This window comes from Stenotrophomonas sp. YJH_SMC_101-4, assembly GCF_059370395.1.
Genome location: NZ_JCAFTP010000001.1, coordinates 607451 through 623934 on the forward strand (window position 1 = coordinate 607451; position 16484 = coordinate 623934).

The window sequence follows — 16484 nt, forward strand, 5'->3', positions numbered from 1 at the left end:
GCCTGCCATGACCCGCGCTACCGACCGTGCCCTGAGCACCGCCGAGATGCATGCCTTCGGTGAGGAGCTCGATGCGATCCGCGACCGTGTGATCGGCAGCCTCGGCGCCTCCGATACCCGCTACATCCGCCGCGTGGCTGCCGCCGTGCGCTGGTTCGGCGTGGGTGGCCGTGGCCTGCTGTTCCTGGCGGCATTCTCGCCGCTGTTCTGGATGCCGCTGCTGTGGCCGGCCGCGATCACCGGCACGCTGTTGCTGGCGCTGTCGAAGATCCTGGAGAACATGGAGCTGGGCCACAACGTCATGCACGGCCAGTTCGACTGGACCGGCGACCCCAAGCTCAATGGCAACACCTACGAGTGGGATATCGTTGCCACCGCCGACAACTGGCGCAAGACCCACAATTTCCGCCACCACACCTACACCAACGTGCGTGGCATGGACGATGACATCGGCTACGGCCTGCTGCGCATCTTCCCGGAACAGCGCTGGAAGCCGTTCTACCTGCTGCAGCCGATCATCGCGCCGATCTTCGCGCTGCTGTTCCAGTGGGGCGTGGCCGCGCAGGACCTGCGCCTGGGCCGTTGGCTGAAGGGCCGCATCAGTGGCCGTGCGATGTGGATGCAGACCCGCCCGGTGGCGCGGAAAATGGCCCGCCAGGTGCTGAAGGACTACGTGTTCTTCCCGTTGCTGGCCGGCCCGTTCTTCCTCACCGTGATGCTGGGCAACATGGTGGCCAACGGCCTGCGCAACATCTGGACCTACGTGATCATCTTCTGCGGCCACTTCACCGCCGAGTCGGAAACCTTCCCGAAGGAATGCCTGCGCAATGAATCGCGCGGCCACTGGTACCTGCGTCAGCTGCGCGGTTCGTCCAACATCAGCGGCGGCTTCCTGATCAATGTGCTGTCGGGCAACCTCAGCCACCAGATCGAGCACCACTTCTATCCGGACCTGCCGGCCAACCGCTATGCGGCCATCGCCAAGGAAGTGAAGGACATCTGCCGCCGCTACGGCCAGCACTACAACAACGGCTCGCTGCCGCGCCAGTTCGGCCAGGTGGTCTGGCGCATCCTGCGTCACGCGTTCCCCAGCAAGCCGCGCCGCCTGCCGATGTCGGACATCATGTCCGCACCGGCATCGGCCAACGCGGGCTGATCGACTCAGCCCGCTTTTGCCAGGTCCGCGTGCTCGCGGTCCAGGCGTCGCAGGAACACCTGCATTTCCTTGCGTGCCTGCTGGTCGCCCTTGCTGCCGGCCACGCTCAAGCCGCGCTGCCATGCTTCGCGCGCCGCCTGCGGCTGGCCACTGGCCAGCCAGGCTTTGCCGAGCAGCTTCCAGGCGGCCGAGTACTGCGGATCAAGCACCACGCAACGGCCCAGATGGGTCGCTGCGCGCACCGGGTTGCCGGCATCCAGCCAGCCCTTGCCCAGGCCGAAGCGCAGCAGCGCGCTGTCCTTGCCGGCCGCAAGCATGCATTCCAGAGCTTCAATGTTCATCAGCGCACCTCCACCAGCAGTTCGGTGGGGCCGGGCTGGAAGCGGCCGCGATGGAACAGCAGCGGCGCGCCGCCGTTCTCGTGCACCTCGATGATGCGTCCGGCCAGCAGCAGGTGATCGCCCACCGGCCACATCGCGTGGCGGGTACAGGTGAGATGGGCGACTGCACCGGCGATGCGTGGTGGGCTGTCCTCGTCGTCATCCAGCAATGCCAGGCCGTCGAAGCGGTTGCGTACCTGTGGATCGGCAAAGCGGCGGGCCAATGCTTCCTGGTCGGCTGCCAGCACGCTGATCGCAAAGCGGGTGGCGCGCTGGAAGGTGGACAGGCTCTGCGCGTGCAACGCCAGGTTCCACAGCACCAGCGGCGGCTGCAATGACACCGGCACGAACGAATTGATGGTCAGGCCGATGGGTTTGCCCTGCGCATCGCGCGCGCAGACGATGGCCACGCCGGTAGGAAAGTGGCCGAGCAGCCGCCGCAGGGCCCGCGGCGGCATCTCGACCGACGGCACCGGGGCCGGGGCGGGGAAAACCCCCGCCCACGGCCCGGCGTACGGCAGTGTCTCGCCGCTCATGAGGTCCTGGCCTGGCGGTAGCGCCGGCCGACCTCGGCCCAGTTGATGATGTTGAAGAACGCACCGATGTAGTCCGGGCGACGGTTCTGGTAGTGCAGGTAGTAGGCGTGTTCCCAGACATCCAGTGCGAGGATCGGGGCATTGCCGGACAGGCCGACGGCTGCACCCATCAGCGGGCTGTCCTGGTTGGCGCTGCTTTCCACCTGCAGGCGGCCATCGCGATCGCTGGTCAGCCACGCCCAGCCGCTGCCGAAGCGGGTCTGCGCCGCCTTGGTGAACGCATCCTTGAAGGCATCGAAACCGCCGAGATCGCGGTTGATGGCGGCGGCCAGTTCATCATCGGGTGCACCACCGTTGGTGCTGAGCACGGCCCAGAACAGGCTGTGGTTGGCGTGGCCACCGCCGTTGTTGCGGATGGCGCCGCGCTGCGCCTCGGGCACGGCATCGAGGTTGGCGATCAGCGCCTCGACCGGCTGCTCGGCGATGCCGGCCTGCTCGATGGCGGCGTTGAGGTTGTTGACGTAGGCCTGGTGGTGCTTGCTGTGGTGGATCTCCATCGTGCGCGCATCGAAATGCGGCTCAAGGGCGTCGTAGGCGTAGGGGAGCGGGGGAAGCGAGTACGACATCGAAGCAATCTCCGTGGGGAAGGCCAGAGGGCTGGCCGTGGGGAGACTGTTATCGCACCTCAACATTGGTTGAGGTCAAGGGGCGGGATTGGGATGCGCGCGCGTTCGCCGCTTTGATTCCCCCGTCAACCTCTGCAGGACAGTTCCCTGCGGCGGCGCGGAGACGGAGTCAAAGGCAAGAGGAAGAGCGACGTGGTAGTGCCGGCCGCTGGCCGGCAATCAGCGAAGGTCGGGTTGACGGCCAGCGGCCGGCACTACCAGAACCCGCTTTTCGAACCTCACCGGCGCGCTGATGTGCTGCCCGCGCTCGCAGGAAACTGTCCGGTGGCGGGGGGAGGGGCTGGCTGGGACCGTTGGCGCCATGGATGGCGCCATCGAGCCCCCAGGGATGGGTTTACGGCGTGTCCCGGCCAGCCCCTCCCCCCGCCACAACCGATATCAACAAAAGCGCCGGCAGGCGAACCCGCCGCCAGCGTCTTCATCAACTCAACTCAACCAATCCTTGCACGCGCCATCTACCTGATCGCCGCACGCCTGCTGCATCCTCTGCTGCAGCCGCGCCAGCGTCTCCGCGCCCTGGTGCTTGCCGCTCCACGTCTTCAACTGCCCGGCCAGGCGCTCGAAGCGCTGACGGGTGCGCTGGTGGTAGCCCGAAGGCTGTGCTTCCAGTTCGGCGATCAGCGAGGCGGTGGCCTGCTCGATGCGTGGTGCGTCGTCCGGCGCCAGCTTCAGCAGGCCCTCCACGTACAGCACGCCCCACTGCACGCGGGTGGCCGGGCCCTGCGCGCCGTCGTAGGCACGCTTCAACCACTCCAGCGCACCGGCGGTGTCGCCGCGCTGCTCGGCCAGTTCGGCCAGCTCGGGCATGTAGTAGTACGGCTGTTCGCTGCGCTTCAGTTCCGCCAGCAACAGCGACTCGGCGCCTGCGTCGTCGCCGACCTGGCGTAGTGCGTAGACCGCGCTGCTGATCGTGGCCTGGCGCGCATGCGCATCGGTGGCGGCAGCGTCGGCAGCAGCCACGCGCTGCTTGACCCGATCAACCAGGGCCGCGGGCAATGCGCCCTTCGGCTGCTGCTGGCGGGCCAGCGACACTTCGGTCAACGCACGCGACAATGCGTCGTCGGCGCGGTCGCCGCGCTCGGCGTCTGCCCGCTCCAATGCCACCAGCAGCTGCTGTCCCAGCGTGTTGCTGGTGGCCGGCCCGGCACTGGCCTGCTTGACCAGCTGTACGCCCGCATAGCCCAGCAACTCACGGTTGCGGCGGACTTCGGCGGGCTGCGCCAGCACGGCCTGCAGCAGCTCGCGTACTTCGGTGGGCGAGGCATCGGGCTTTTCGGCCGTTGCCAAGGCCAGCAGGGCGAAGCGGCGCTGGAGGGCAGCGTCGGGTGCGGCCTTGGACAACTGGCGCAGCACATCCTGGCTCCTGCGTTCGCCGGCCAGTCGGTTGGCGTCCACTTCCCAGCCGTAGTCACCCAGCACCTGCCAGTCTTCTGCGGCCAGTCGGTCCGGCGTTGCCAACGCGGTGGCCAAGGTGGCGGCAACAGCACTGCGGCGGCCTGCGGCGACGGTCAGTGCCCGGGTCAGTTCGGTGGCATCATTGCCGCCGGCCACGCGGGTGATTTCGTTGCGCTGTGGGTCCAGCACGATCAGGGTCGGATAGCCGCGTACGCCGAAGCGCTCACCCCAGGCTTGCGCACCTTCCTCGTCGCCATCCAGGTAGACGGGAACGAATTTGCTGGTCAGCGCGATGAAGGCCGGGTCCTTGAACAGGCCCGCCTTGAGCTGGTTGCACGGTGGGCACCAGACGGCGCCCCAGTACAGCAGCACCGGCTTGCCGCTGTCGGCGGCCTCGGCGAAGGCATCATCGACATCGCCCTGGCGCCAGGCGATTGCCTTGGCCGGCGCGGGCACCTCGGCGGAGTTGGCGGTGGAAACCGGGGCCGGGGTGCAGGCGCTCAGCGCCGAAGCCAGCAGCAACACGGAAAGCGCGACGCGCATCGGCAGCATCTCGAAGGGCAGGGTGACAGGCCATTGTAGGAACGGCCGGGGAGCCTGCTGATTCAGTTTGCTTATGACGGGCGTGCTGCAGGGCATGACGCCCGCCGGGCATTGGCCGGCGGATGCCTTCAGGCCGCTGCCCGCACCATCTGCTGATACACCAGCCCATTGAACTCGCCGACGTCACCGTCCAGCGTGAAGCCGTAGCGCAGGTAGGTTGGTACTGCATTGAGTGAGGCGCGCACGGTCAGGACCGGCTCGCGCACCTTCGGCAGCACCGCGTCGAACAAAGCATGGCCGATGCCCTGGCCCTGGTAGCCGGGATCGACGAACAGCATCGCCAGGTGCCGGCCTTCCTTCAGTTCGATCACGCCGACGACGCGGCCGTCCTGCTCGGCCACCAGGATGTGGTTGTCGCCCTGCAGGCGCGTACCGAATGCTTCGGCTGCGGCGATATTGCCGAAGGTGGCGATGCCGGCGGCGCTGAGCGAAGGTGCGACCGCCGCAGTGAATGCAGCCAGGCACACCGCGCTGATCGCGGGCAGGTCATCGACGTGGGCAGGGCGGATCCTCGGCATGCAGTGTTCTTCCAGTGGTGGGCGGCGCGTCATCGTTGCCGCAGGCCTGCACGCTAAGCTGGCGGCATGAGTGATTTCAATCCCGCGTACGCTGCCTTGTTTCCGCAGCAGGGTCTGAGCCTGGGCCTGATGACGCCCGTGGCGTCGCATGGATTGGCCGATCCACGTGAGGCGCGACGTATCGCGCGACTGGCCGATGACCTGGGCTTTGCCGCGTTGTGGACGCGCGATGTGCCGCTGATGGTGCCGCAGGGGCCAGATGCGACAGCCAGCGCGCTGGACGATCCGTTCCTGTGGCTGGGCATGCTGGCTGCGGCGACCGAGCGCATCGTGGTCGGCAGCGCGGCCGTCGTGCTGCCATTGCGCCAGCCGCTGCAGGTGGCAAAGTCTGCCTTGAGCCTGGACCGGATCAGCGGCGGACGCTTCGTACTGGGCCTGGGTTCGGGTGACCGCCCGGAAGAATTCGCCGCCTTCGGCGAGGATCTGGAGGGCAGGGCGGCGACGTTCCGTCAACGCTGGGCATTGTTGCGCGCGGCGCTGTCACCGGAGGCCGATGAGCGGACCGCCGTACTGCAGGTGACCGGCGGCTTCGACGTGCTGCCGGCCCCGGTCACGCGCATTCCGATGCTGGTGGTGGGTACCGCGCGGCAGAGCCTGCAGTGGATCGCGCGCGAGGCCGAAGGCTGGGCCACCTATCACCGCGAGGAGGCCGCGCAGGAAGGACGCATCGGGCTGTGGCAACAGGCACTGGTGCAGCGCGGTGGGCCAGGCAAGCCATTCGTGCAGTCGATGCTTCTGGATCTGCAGGCAGACCCGCAGGCGCCAGCCGAGCCGCTGCCGCTGGGCCTGAAGGTCGGCCGCGATGGCCTGCGTGATTACCTGCTGCGCGTGCATGCGCAGGGCGTGGGGCACGTGATGTTCAACCTGGTCGACAACGGGAGGCCGATGCACGCGGTGCTGCGTGAGATCGGGGAGCACGTTCTGCCATACACGCTCCGGTAGGTGTCCACCTTGGTGGACACGCTCCAGCAGTCGAGCACGGCTCGACTCTACATGGCGTTCGCATCTGCGTATCATTCGCATTTGATATCCCGATGCCGGAGCCCCGCGTGACCCAACGTTCCCCCATGCACCCGACCGGACGCCTGTTCGCAGCGGTCGCTTTCATCGAGGCCGTGACCTGGGCCGGCCTGCTCATCGGCATGTGGATGAAGTACGGTCCCATGACCACCGTGGCGCTGGTGAAGCTGTTCGGGCCCCTGCACGGCGTGGCCTTCCTGGTGTACGTGGCGGTCACGCTGTTTGCGGCGGTGCGCCTGCGCTGGCCGTGGTGGGCCAGTGCCCTGGCCCTGCTGGCGGCCATCCCGCCGTTGGTGACGCTGCCGCTGGAGTGGTGGTTCAAGCGCCGTGGCCTGCTGGGCCTGCGTGCAATGCGCTGAACCCACTGTTGCATGCCCATTCAAGAGAATGGGTATCAAATGCAAATACGAGCCGTTATCATTTGAGGGTGGCATCCGGTCCTGAGTGGGGCGGGTGCCGGGCGGGGCGTGCAGACGCGCCCGGCCAATCCTTTCCTGTTACGGCTGGTGTTTCATGCACGCACGTCCCGTCGTTCCCGGCTTGCCGGCGCTGGTGTTGGCTGCCCTGATCGGCACCATGGCGATGATGTCCTTCGTCGCTGTGATCGGCCCGGTGGTCCGCATGCTCGGCCTGTCCGAGTGGCATGCCGGCCTGTCGGTCACCGCCGCAGGCGTGCTGTGGATGCTGGCCGCGCGCCCCTGGGGCCAGCTCAGCGACCGCATCGGCCGCAAACGCGTGCTGATGCTGGCGATGAGCGCCTACACCGTGGTCTATATCGCGCTGGCGGTGTTCATCGACGTCGCCCTGCAGGCAGTGCCGCCGGTGCTGGTGTCAGTGCTGGTGCTGGTCGGCGCGCGTGGCCTGATCGGCCTGTTCTACGCGGCGGTGCCTCCTACCGCAGCCGCGCTGATCGCCGACAAGGCACCCACCGGACAGCGTGCGAAGTTCCTCGCCCGCTTGGGCAGCGCCAACGCACTGGGCATGGTGCTCGGTCCGGCCGCCGCGGGCTGGCTGGCCTATACGAACCTGTCGCTGGCGCTGTACGTAGCCGCGCTGCTGCCGTTGCTGGCACTGGCATTGCTGGCCTGGCGGCTGCCGGCTACACCACCGGTGGCGGGCGCGTCCGCACAGCGCCGCACGCCGATGAGCCGCCTCGACGCGCGCCTGCGCCTGCCGCAGCTGGCAGCGTTCATCGCGATGGTCTCGGTGACCATCGCGCAGGTCACGGTTGGCTTCTTCGCGATTGATCGCCTGGGCCTGGATGCGGCGGCTGGTGCACGCATGGCCGGCATTGCACTCACCGCCGTTGGCGTCGGCCTGATCCTGGCGCAGGCGCTGGTGATGAAGCTGGAGGTGCATCCACGTCGCTGGATCGTCCTCGGCGCTCTCATTTCCGGCATCGGCTTCACTTCGGTGGCGGGCGTGCAGCAGGCCTGGCAATTGCCTGCGGCGTATGCGCTGGCTGCGTTCGGCATGGGCTTCGTATTCCCCTCGTTCCAGGCGCTGGCCGCCGATGCGGTAGAGGCGCACGAGCAGGGCGCCGCCGCAGGCACCGTGGCGGCCGCGCAAGGGCTGGGCATGGTGGCCGGGCCGATGCTCGGCACGCTGTTGTATCGCGGCGGGCCAAGCCTGCCTTACCTGCTGGTGGGCGCGCTGCTGCTGTTGCTGTGCGCGCTGGCCGCAGCGCATCGGATGAAGGAGACCCCATGAACGATTCCCTGATGCAGGGCGCGTGGCCGGAGGCTGCGCCAGCACCACAGGAGAGCACCGACGACGCGTCGCTGTTCCTGCTGCGGCATGCCGGCCAGCACGTGCACGCCCGCGGTTGCCGCGCCACGTTGCCAGCCGGTGCACTGGCGACGTTGGCAGAGCGCGTTTCGGAGTTCTTTGCCCAGCAGCGTGGCGGCCCGGGCCTGCTGGTTGGCGCGGTGCCGTTCGAGCCGCGTGCCGACGATGCGCTGTACCAGCCCGAGCGCCTGCTGCCGGCGCTGGCACTGCAGCCGCAGGCCGCACCGCCGCTGGACGGCGCCCTGCGGGCCGAACCTGTGCCGCAGGACTATGCCGCTGCAGTCGCTGCGGCAGTGCAGGCCTTGCGTGCGCCCGAGCAGAACCTGCATAAGGTGGTGCTGGCGCGCAGCCTGCTGGCACGCACCCGCCAGGCGCTTTCTCCGGACGTGCTGCTGGCACGCCTGGGCGCGGATCCGTCGGTGGCGACCTACGCGGTGCCGCTTCCGGTGGAGCTGGGCCAGGCACCGGCCTGGCTGGTCGGTGCGACGCCGGAGCTGCTGCTGCGCAAGCGCGGCGCCGAACTGTTGTCGCATCCGTTGGCGGGTTCCGCGCGGCGCAGTGCCGATGCCGCCGAGGACGAGCGTGCGGCGCAGGCGCTGCTGGCCTCGACCAAGGACCACGACGAGCACCGCCACGTGGTCGAAGCCATCGTCGAAGGCCTGGCGCCGTACTGCAGCCACATCGATGCACAGCCGCGCCCGGTGCTGCATGCCACCGCCAGCATGTGGCACCTCGGCACCCGCATCCACGCCACCCTGAAGGATCCGCAGACATCGGCGGCCGAGCTGTTGGCACAGCTGCATCCCACGCCGGCGGTCTGCGGTACGCCGCGGTTGGCGGCGCTGCAGCGCATCCGCGAGCTGGAACCTGTACCGCGTGGCTTCTATGCCGGCGCCGTGGGTTGGTTGGACGCGCAGGGTGACGGCGACTGGTACGTGGCGATCCGCTGCGCGCGCCTGCAGGGCACGCAACTGCGCCTGTATGCCGGTGCCGGCATCGTCGCCGAGTCGCACCCCGAGGCCGAGGTGGCTGAAACCGCAGCGAAGTTTGCTGCCCTGTTGAACGCGCTGGGTGTCCATGAATCCGCGCCCGCCATCGAGCCTGCCGCATGAATGCTTCCGTTGAATCCTCCCGCCTGCCACTGCAGCAGGTGTGGCCCGACGCGCTGGTGGCGCGCTATCGCGAGGCCGGTCACTGGCGTGGCGAGACCTTCCCGGCGTTCCTGCGCGACCGTGCAGAACGCTATGCCGATGACATCGCGGTGGTCGCCGGCGACGTCCGCCTGAGCTATGCACAGCTGTGGCACGAGGCCGGGCGGATCGGCGCCGGCCTGTTGGCGCTGGGCCTGCAGCCAGGGGGGCGGGTGCTGGTGCAGCTGGGCAACACGGCAGGCTTCATCACCACGGTCTGTGGCCTGTTCCGTGCCGGGCTGGTGCCGGTGTACGCGTTGCCGGCGCACCGCATCACCGAGCTGGTGCACTTCGCCAGCAAGGCCGAAGCCAGTGCCTACATCACCACGGCACTGCACGACGGCTTCGATCACCGCGGGCTGGCGCGGGCGCTGCAGGCCGAGGTCCCGGCGGTTCGCCATGTGGTGATCGACGGCGATGCGGCGGAGTTCGTCGCGCTGGAGGCGCTGCAGGGCGATCGCAGCCAGCTGCCGGTCGATCCGGACCCGCAATCGGTAGCGTTCCTGCAGATTTCCGGAGGCAGCACCGGGCTGTCCAAGCTGATTCCGCGTACCCACGACGACTACATCTACTCGTTCCGCGCCAGCAATGACCTCTGCGGCATAGACCGCGACAGCGTCTACCTGGTCGCGCTGCCGGCTGCGCACAACTTCCCGATGAGCTCGCCCGGCTTCTTCGGCGCGCTGTACGCCGGTGCCCGCGTGGTGCTCAGCCCCGGCCCCGGACCGGATGCGGCCTTCCCGCTGATCGCACGGGAGCGGGTGACCTGCTGTGGCCTGGTGCCGCCGCTGGCGTTGCTGTGGGCGCAGGCCGCCGCCACCAGCAGGCATGACCTGTCCAGCCTGCAGGTACTGCAGGTGGGCGGCGCCAAGCTGGTGCCGGAAGCCGCGCGGCGGGTGATCGACGGCCTCGGCTGTACCTTGCAGCAGGTATTCGGCATGGCCGAAGGGCTGGTGAACTACACCCGCCTGGATGATCCGGAAGAACTGATCGTGGCCTGCCAGGGGCGACCGATCAGTCCGGATGATGAAGTGCGCGTGGTCGATGACCATGACCAGCCGGTGGCCGAGGGCGAGGTGGGGCATCTACTCACCCGTGGCCCGTACACCATCCGTGGCTACCACAACGATGCGGTGGCCAATGCGCGCTCGTTCACCGACGACGGCTTCTATCGCACCGGCGACCGTGTGCAGCAGCTGCCCGGGGGCTACCTGGTGGTACAGGGGCGTGCGGGTGACCACATCAACCGGGCGGGCGAGAAGATCTCCGCTGAGGAGATCGAGGACCACCTGCTGGCGCACCCGGGTGTGTTCGACGCCGCCGTGGTCTCCATTCCCGATGAGTATCTGGGCGAGCGCAGCTGTGCGTTCGTGATCGCGCAGGGCGAGCCGTTCAAGGCCCCGGCACTGAAGGCCTGGATGCGCGGGCGCGGCTTGGCGGCGTTCAAGGTGCCCGACCAGGTCGTGTTCGTCGACAGTTTCGATACCACTGCGGTCGGCAAGATCAGCCGCCGCGAACTGCGCGCGCAATTGCGTGCGCGTCATCTGCAACAGACAGGAGGAACGCGCTGATGGCGCTGCCCCGTATCACCGATTATCCCTTGCCGACTGCCGCCGAACTGCCGCAGGCGCGTGGCCCGTGGCGCCCGCAGCGCGCTCGTGTCGCGCTGTTGGTGCACGACATGCAGCGTTACTTCCTGGCCGCCTTCGACGCCGGTAATGCACCGCTACGGCCGGCCGTGGACAACATCGCACGGCTGCTGGCGCACTGCCGCGCGCACGGCATTCCGGTGTTCTACACCGCCCAGCATGGTGACCAGGATCGCCGTGACCGTGGCCTGCAGGCCGATCTGTGGGGGCCGGGCATGCGCCGCAGCGCCGACCACGAGCCGATCATCGAGGCGCTGGCACCGCAGCCAGGCGAGCACGTGCTGGTGAAGCACCGCTACAGCGCCTTCCAGCGCAGCAACCTGGAGACGCTGATGCGGGTACGTGGGCGCGACCAGCTGCTGGTGACCGGCGTGTACGCCCATATCGGCTGCACCGCGACCGTGGTCGAGGCCTTCCAGCGTGACATCGAGGCTTTCATCGCCGCTGACGCGGTGGCGGACTTCTCGCGCGCCGATCACGATCAGGCGCTGCACTGGATCGCACGCACCAGCGGGGTGCCGATGACCACCGACCAGCTGCTGGAGGTGCTGTGATGGCTGCCACGGGTGAGGTGCTGGATCTGGAGCGGATGCGTGCCGATGTGGCGCGCGTGCTGGAGTGCACACCTGCCGAGATCGGTGACGACGACAACCTGATCGACCTGGACCTGGATTCGATGCGCATGCTCGGCCTGGTCCTGGCCTGGGGCAACACCGGCCTGCCGCTGGAGTTCTCGCAGCTGGCCGAACACACCACGCTGCGCCAGTGGTGGAACGTGGTGCAGACGCTGCAGGCCGCGCAGAACGCATGAACGCCGCCGCGCTGGCCACGCCGGTGGCATTGACCGAGGCCCAGGCGGGACTGTGGTTCGCACAGCGGCTGGCACCGGACAACCCGTCATTCAATACCGCGCACGCGGTGTGGATCGATGGCCCGCTGGACGTGGCCGCGTTCGTCGCAGCGGCAGACCAGGCTGCAGGCGAGGCCCAGGCCTTAGCACTGCGCTTTGCCGAAGGGGCCGATGGCCAGCCGCTGCAGTGGCATGACCCCGCACACGTGCCGTTGCTTTCGGTGCGTGATGTGTCCACCGAGACGGATCCCGCCGCTGCGGCACGCAACCTGATGCACGCCGACCGGCTGAGCCCGGTCGATCCCACCCGCGACCGGATCAGTCAGCAGGTGCTGCTTGAGCTGGGCGGGCAGCGCTGGGTCTGGTACCTGCGTGTGCATCATCTGGCCACCGATGGTTACGGCATGGCGCTGTTCACTGATCGCGTGTGCGCGTTGTATGCCGGTCGTATGGGTGAGCCACTGCCGGGGCTGGCGGGCGTGCTGGCCGACGATGCTGCTTATCGTGCCGACCCGCGCCGCACGCAGGCCGGGCAGTGGTGGCGCGAGCACATGCAGGGGGCACCGGCGGGCGTCGGCCTGGCCGGTACGCTCGCGGCCAGTGACGACGCGCTGCGCTGGGTGCAGCCGCTCGATGCGGCATTCCGTGAGCAGTTGCTGCAGGCATCGGTACGTTGGTTGCAGCCCTGGCCGGACGTGCTGGCCGCGTTGTCGGCCGAGTACCTTCGGCGGATGAGCGCGGCCGATGAAGTGGTGCTGGGCGTGCCCTACATGGGCCGGCTCGGCAACGCGTCGGCGCGGGTACCGGCGATGGTGATGAATGTGTTGCCGCTGCGCGTGGCCGCCGGCGAGGGCAGCGTCGAAACCTTTACCCGCAGCCTGGGCCGGCAGCTCAGCCAGGGCCGCAAGCACGGCCGCTACCGCGGCGAGCAACTGCGCCGGGACTTGGGCCTGGTCGGCGCGCAGCAGCGCCTGCACGGCCCCCTGGTGAATGTGCAGCCGTTCTACAAGCCGCTGGCCCTGCCAGGCGTGCAGGCCACGCTGGAGGTGCTGTGCACCGGGCCGGTGGATGATCTGACGCTGGGCTTCCGTGGCGATGGCCAGGCGCTGCTGGATCTGGAGATCGAGGCCAATCCCGCGCTGTACAGTCGCGAGGATGTCGAGGCGCACGCGGCGCGGCTGCTGCATTTCGTGTCCTCGGCACTGCAGGCTGACGATATCGCAGCCGTACCTCTGGCGACGCCCGAGGAGGCGCAGCAGGTGCTGCACGGTTTCAATGCCACCGCGCACGCGCTGCCGGAGACGACCCTGGTCGAGCTGCTGCAGCAGGGCATGGATCGGGACCCGCACGCGCCGGCACTGGTGTTCGGCGACACTACGCTGGACTACGCAACGCTGGAAGCGCGCAGCTTCGCGCTGGCGGCACAGCTGCGGGCAATGGATGTCGGCCCGGGCAGCGTGGTGGCGGTGGCATTGCCGCGCTCGCTGGAGCTGGTGATCGCTCTGGTCGCGGTGCTGCGAGCAGGCGCGGCCTACCTTCCGCTGGACCTGGCCCATCCCGATGAGCGGCTGGCACGTATTTTCGCGTCGGCACAGCCGGTGTGCGTACTGGCTGCGGCGGACGTATCGGCGCGCGTGGCCGGCGTACCGGTGCTCGCGCCGGAGCAGTGGACTGCGCTGAGTTTTGCCGCACCGTGGGCCGATCCGGCACCTGACGATGCGGCCTACGTGATCTATACCTCCGGCTCGACTGGCGAGCCCAAGGGCGTGGTCATCGAACACCGTGCCATCGTCAACCGCCTGCTGTGGATGCGCGAGCACTACGACATCCGCGCCGATGACCGCGTGCTGCAGAAGACCCCGGCCACCTTCGACGTCTCGGTCTGGGAGTTCTTCCTGCCGCTGCTGTGCGGGGCCACGCTGGTGGTCGCCGGGCCGGACGCGCATCGCGATCCCACTGAACTGGCGCGGCTGATCCGCGAGCATGGCATCACCACGGCGCATTTCGTGCCATCGATGTTGGATGCCTTCCTCGCTGCACCGGCCTCCGAAGGGCTGCAGCTGCGACGGGTGTTCACCAGTGGCGAGGCGCTGGATGCTTCGTCCCGCGACCGCTTCCACGCGCGTGTGCACGCCGAGCTGCACAACCTGTATGGCCCGACCGAAGCTGCGGTGGACGTCAGCTACTGGCCGGCGTCGGCGCAGGATCGTTCGCGGCCGGTGCCGATCGGGTTCCCGGTCTGGAACACCCGCCTGTACGTGCTGGACGCCCGGATGCAGCCGGTGCCGGTGGGCGTGCCCGGTGACCTGTACCTGGGTGGCGTCCAGCTGGCGCGTGGCTATCTCGGTCGCGATGACCTGACCGCCGAACGTTTCATTGCAGATCCGTTCCGGGCGGGCGAGCGTATCTACCGCACCGGCGACGTAGCCCGTTGGCGCCGCGATGGTGCGGTCGAGTATCTCGGCCGCAGCGACCACCAGGTGAAACTGCGCGGCTTGCGCATCGAACTGGGCGAGATCGAGGCGGCACTGCGCGAACTGCCTGGCGTGGAGCGCGTGGAAGTGCTGCTGCGCCAGGACGCGCCCGGCGATGCCCGGCTGGTGGCCTATGTGCCAACCGCGCTTGCCGATGCCGTAAAGCTGCGCAGCCACCTCGCCACGCGCGTGCCGGACTATATGGTGCCCTCGGCGTTTGTCGGCGTGGACCACTGGCCGGTGACCGCCAACGGCAAGCTCGACCGCAACGCGTTGCCGAAGCCACCGCAACTTGAAGTTGCCGGCTTGGCGCCGCGCACGCCGTTGGAACAGGAGCTGGCGTTGTTGTTCGCCCAGGCGCTTGGGCGTGAGGCGCCGGTGGCAGTGGATGCAGATTTCTTCAGTCTCGGCGGTGATTCGCTGTCGGCGGTGCACCTGCTGCTGGCGATCGAGCAGCGCTGGCGCTGCGATCTGGGTCTGGGTGCCTTGTTTGCGCAGCCCACCGTGGCCGCGCTGGCGGTTCGTATTGCCGAGCCTCCCGCGCTGGCCGATCACGCACTGGGGCCGGTGATCGCATTGGCCGCAACCGACGCCGCCGGGCCCACGCCGCTATTCGTGCTGCATCCGGCCGGGGGGATCGCCTGGAACTACCGCACCCTGGCCCGGGCACTGCAGCCGGCACGCCCGGTGTATGGACTGCAGTCGCCGGCACTGGACGCGCGGCAGCCGCTGCCGAGCAGCATCGAGGCGATGGCCAACGACTACGTACAGCGCGTGGTCGCATTGCAGCCAAAGGGGCCGGTGCACCTGCTGGGCTGGTCAGTGGGGGGCATCCTCGCCCAGGCGATGGCGGTGCGCCTGCATGAGATCGGCCGCGACGTCGGCGAACTGGTGCTGCTGGACGCCTATCCCAGCGAGTGCTGGCGGGCCGAGCCGGAACCCGATCCCATTGCCGCATTGCGGGCACTGCTGGCGATTGCCGGCCACGATCCGGATGCGCATCCGGAACTCGACAGCCGTGAACGCATTCTGGGGTTCCTGCGCCGTGGCGGCAGTGCACTCGGCAGCCTGCCGGATGTGGTGCTCGATGGCGTGGTGCGCGCGGTGACCGGCACCAATCGACTGATTCGCGAACATATTCACCAACCGTTCGACGGCACGCTGGTGCACGTCCGTGCTGGTCGGGATCATCAGGCGCGGCCACAGCTGCAATCGACGTTGTGGCGGACCCACGCGCGCAGGGTGCAGGCGCTGGAACTGCCGTTCCTGCACGCCGAACTGACCGGCCGCGATGCGGTGGCGCAGCTGGCGCCGTGGTTGTCGGCGCGGCTGCGCCACTGGGATGAGCAACAGGAGATCGCAACATGCAGTTGACCGGTTTCGATGGCCGCGTGGCGTTGGTTACGGGTGCATCCGGCGGCATTGGCGAGGCGTTGGTACGGCTGTTGGCCGAGGCCGGCTGCACGGTGGTGGCGACCGATCGCGAGACGCCGCGCGTGGCCGATACCCGGGTGAAGTCGCTCGCACTCGATGTAACCGACAGCGCCGCCGTGGACGCCTTGGTGGATCAGGTCGAGTCCAGCATCGGGCCGATCATGCTGGCCGCCAGCGTGGCCGGCGTACTGCATGTGGGCGGCGTCACCGGGACCACCGACGACGACTGGCGCCGGGTGTTTGCAGTCAATGCCGATGGCGTGTTCCATGTCGGAAGGGCGTTGGCGCGGGTGATGTCACCGCGTCGGCAGGGCGCGATGGTTACCGTCAGTTCGAATGCGGCCGGTGTACCAAGGCACGGCATGGCGGCCTATGCGGCCTCCAAGGCCGCCGCCACGATGTTTACCCGCTGCCTCGGGCTGGAACTGGCGCCGCTGGGCATCCGCTGCAACATCGTTGCCCCGGGTTCAACACTGACCCCGATGCAGACCGGCATGTGGCTGGACGAGCATGGTGCCGAGCGGGTGATCGCCGGCACCCTTGAAACCTACAAGGCCGGCATTCCGCTGCGCAAGCTGGCCACCCCGGAGGACATCGCGCACTCGGTGATGTTCCTGCTCTCCGAACAGGCCGGGCATGTGGCGATGAGCGACCTGTATGTGGACGGTGGCGCCACCCTGCGTGGGTGAGCTTTTGTAGAGCCGAGCCCATGCTCGGCTGTTCCTTCAGAGATACGGATGCCTGA

General features: G+C 68.4%; 15 protein-coding genes. 10 read left to right on the forward strand and 5 right to left on the reverse strand.

The genetic code is table 11. The annotated features are described in order from the left end of the window. The first annotated feature begins 7 nt into the window (after nucleotides 1-7). Entirely contained in the window at nucleotides 8-1156 is a 1149-nt protein-coding gene (locus AC5P8D_RS02875; RefSeq protein WP_005413710.1) for a fatty acid desaturase family protein, read from the forward strand. Nucleotides 1157-1161: 5 nt separating this feature from the next. Here AC5P8D_RS02875 and AC5P8D_RS02880 read toward each other — a convergent pair whose 3' ends face one another. The 5 genes from AC5P8D_RS02880 to AC5P8D_RS02900 all read right to left on the reverse strand — a co-directional run bounded on the left by AC5P8D_RS02880 (nucleotide 1162) and on the right by AC5P8D_RS02900 (nucleotide 5274). Further along, the gene (locus AC5P8D_RS02880) at nucleotides 1162-1497 is read right to left on the reverse strand and encodes a tetratricopeptide repeat protein (protein ID WP_043403350.1); all 336 of its coding nucleotides are present in this window, start codon (nucleotides 1495-1497) and stop codon (nucleotides 1162-1164) included. Then, nucleotides 1497-2072 carry a flavin reductase family protein gene (locus AC5P8D_RS02885; RefSeq protein WP_043403348.1) on the reverse strand — a complete coding sequence of 192 codons (576 nt, stop codon included), beginning with the start codon at nucleotides 2070-2072 and terminating at the stop codon, nucleotides 1497-1499. Before AC5P8D_RS02885 ends, AC5P8D_RS02880 begins: the two co-directional genes overlap by 1 nt. Continuing rightward, complete coding sequence (locus AC5P8D_RS02890) at nucleotides 2069-2698, reverse strand: superoxide dismutase (RefSeq protein ID WP_495203055.1); 630 nt, start codon at nucleotides 2696-2698, stop codon at nucleotides 2069-2071. The genes AC5P8D_RS02885 and AC5P8D_RS02890 overlap by 4 nt, the downstream gene beginning before the upstream one ends. A 486-nt stretch (nucleotides 2699-3184) precedes the next feature. After that, nucleotides 3185-4705 (reverse strand): thioredoxin family protein, encoded by a 1521-nt coding sequence (locus AC5P8D_RS02895; RefSeq protein ID WP_159360265.1) that lies wholly within the window; start codon nucleotides 4703-4705, stop codon nucleotides 3185-3187. A 119-nt stretch (nucleotides 4706-4824) separates the two neighbouring features. Continuing rightward, nucleotides 4825-5274 (reverse strand): GNAT family N-acetyltransferase, encoded by a 450-nt coding sequence (locus AC5P8D_RS02900; protein WP_019337848.1) that lies wholly within the window; start codon nucleotides 5272-5274, stop codon nucleotides 4825-4827. Between the two features lie 66 nt (nucleotides 5275-5340). Here AC5P8D_RS02900 and AC5P8D_RS02905 point away from each other — a divergent pair, with 66 nt between their 5' ends. The 9 genes from AC5P8D_RS02905 to AC5P8D_RS02945 all read left to right on the forward strand — a co-directional run bounded on the left by AC5P8D_RS02905 (nucleotide 5341) and on the right by AC5P8D_RS02945 (nucleotide 16428). Then, nucleotides 5341-6276, forward strand: a complete 936-nt coding sequence (locus AC5P8D_RS02905; RefSeq protein WP_019337847.1) for a TIGR03571 family LLM class oxidoreductase — start codon at nucleotides 5341-5343, stop codon at nucleotides 6274-6276. 125 nt (nucleotides 6277-6401) lie between these two features. Next, complete coding sequence (locus tag AC5P8D_RS02910) at nucleotides 6402-6713, forward strand: DUF3817 domain-containing protein (protein WP_029550794.1); 312 nt, start codon at nucleotides 6402-6404, stop codon at nucleotides 6711-6713. Between the two features lie 154 nt (nucleotides 6714-6867). Beyond that, nucleotides 6868-8064: an MFS transporter gene (locus AC5P8D_RS02915; protein WP_019337845.1), complete on the forward strand. Its 1197-nt coding sequence runs from the start codon at nucleotides 6868-6870 to the stop codon at nucleotides 8062-8064. After that, nucleotides 8061-9254 carry an isochorismate synthase gene (locus AC5P8D_RS02920; protein ID WP_010485225.1) on the forward strand — a complete coding sequence of 398 codons (1194 nt, stop codon included), beginning with the start codon at nucleotides 8061-8063 and terminating at the stop codon, nucleotides 9252-9254. The genes AC5P8D_RS02915 and AC5P8D_RS02920 overlap by 4 nt, the downstream gene beginning before the upstream one ends. Continuing rightward, nucleotides 9251-10903 (forward strand): (2,3-dihydroxybenzoyl)adenylate synthase, encoded by a 1653-nt coding sequence (locus tag AC5P8D_RS02925; RefSeq protein ID WP_049455096.1) that lies wholly within the window; start codon nucleotides 9251-9253, stop codon nucleotides 10901-10903. Before AC5P8D_RS02920 ends, AC5P8D_RS02925 begins: the two co-directional genes overlap by 4 nt. Continuing rightward, nucleotides 10903-11535 (forward strand): isochorismatase family protein, encoded by a 633-nt coding sequence (locus AC5P8D_RS02930; RefSeq protein WP_019337843.1) that lies wholly within the window; start codon nucleotides 10903-10905, stop codon nucleotides 11533-11535. The genes AC5P8D_RS02925 and AC5P8D_RS02930 overlap by 1 nt, the downstream gene beginning before the upstream one ends. After that, on the forward strand, nucleotides 11535-11792 hold the full coding sequence (locus tag AC5P8D_RS02935) for a phosphopantetheine-binding protein (RefSeq protein ID WP_046986169.1): 258 nt from the start codon (nucleotides 11535-11537) through the stop codon (nucleotides 11790-11792). The genes AC5P8D_RS02930 and AC5P8D_RS02935 overlap by 1 nt, the downstream gene beginning before the upstream one ends. Beyond that, complete coding sequence (locus AC5P8D_RS02940) at nucleotides 11789-15679, forward strand: enterobactin synthase subunit F (RefSeq protein ID WP_495203056.1); 3891 nt, start codon at nucleotides 11789-11791, stop codon at nucleotides 15677-15679. Before AC5P8D_RS02935 ends, AC5P8D_RS02940 begins: the two co-directional genes overlap by 4 nt. Further along, nucleotides 15670-16428, forward strand: coding sequence for a 2,3-dihydro-2,3-dihydroxybenzoate dehydrogenase (locus AC5P8D_RS02945; protein ID WP_043396371.1), 759 nt, complete (start codon nucleotides 15670-15672; stop codon nucleotides 16426-16428). The genes AC5P8D_RS02940 and AC5P8D_RS02945 overlap by 10 nt, the downstream gene beginning before the upstream one ends. The last annotated feature ends 56 nt before the right edge of the window (nucleotides 16429-16484 follow it).

Coding starts and splice junctions, on each gene's coding strand:
- AC5P8D_RS02875 (WP_005413710.1), top strand. CDS start 8: ATGACCCGCGCTACCGACCGTGCCCTGAGCACCGCCGAGATGCATGCC.
- AC5P8D_RS02880 (WP_043403350.1), bottom strand. CDS start 1,497: ATGAACATTGAAGCTCTGGAATGCATGCTTGCGGCCGGCAAGGACAGC.
- AC5P8D_RS02885 (WP_043403348.1), bottom strand. CDS start 2,072: ATGAGCGGCGAGACACTGCCGTACGCCGGGCCGTGGGCGGGGGTTTTC.
- AC5P8D_RS02890 (WP_495203055.1), bottom strand. CDS start 2,698: ATGTCGTACTCGCTTCCCCCGCTCCCCTACGCCTACGACGCCCTTGAG.
- AC5P8D_RS02895 (WP_159360265.1), bottom strand. CDS start 4,705: ATGCTGCCGATGCGCGTCGCGCTTTCCGTGTTGCTGCTGGCTTCGGCG.
- AC5P8D_RS02900 (WP_019337848.1), bottom strand. CDS start 5,274: ATGCCGAGGATCCGCCCTGCCCACGTCGATGACCTGCCCGCGATCAGC.
- AC5P8D_RS02905 (WP_019337847.1), top strand. CDS start 5,341: ATGAGTGATTTCAATCCCGCGTACGCTGCCTTGTTTCCGCAGCAGGGT.
- AC5P8D_RS02910 (WP_029550794.1), top strand. CDS start 6,402: ATGCACCCGACCGGACGCCTGTTCGCAGCGGTCGCTTTCATCGAGGCC.
- AC5P8D_RS02915 (WP_019337845.1), top strand. CDS start 6,868: ATGCACGCACGTCCCGTCGTTCCCGGCTTGCCGGCGCTGGTGTTGGCT.
- AC5P8D_RS02920 (WP_010485225.1), top strand. CDS start 8,061: ATGAACGATTCCCTGATGCAGGGCGCGTGGCCGGAGGCTGCGCCAGCA.
- AC5P8D_RS02925 (WP_049455096.1), top strand. CDS start 9,251: ATGAATGCTTCCGTTGAATCCTCCCGCCTGCCACTGCAGCAGGTGTGG.
- AC5P8D_RS02930 (WP_019337843.1), top strand. CDS start 10,903: ATGGCGCTGCCCCGTATCACCGATTATCCCTTGCCGACTGCCGCCGAA.
- AC5P8D_RS02935 (WP_046986169.1), top strand. CDS start 11,535: ATGGCTGCCACGGGTGAGGTGCTGGATCTGGAGCGGATGCGTGCCGAT.
- AC5P8D_RS02940 (WP_495203056.1), top strand. CDS start 11,789: ATGAACGCCGCCGCGCTGGCCACGCCGGTGGCATTGACCGAGGCCCAG.
- AC5P8D_RS02945 (WP_043396371.1), top strand. CDS start 15,670: ATGCAGTTGACCGGTTTCGATGGCCGCGTGGCGTTGGTTACGGGTGCA.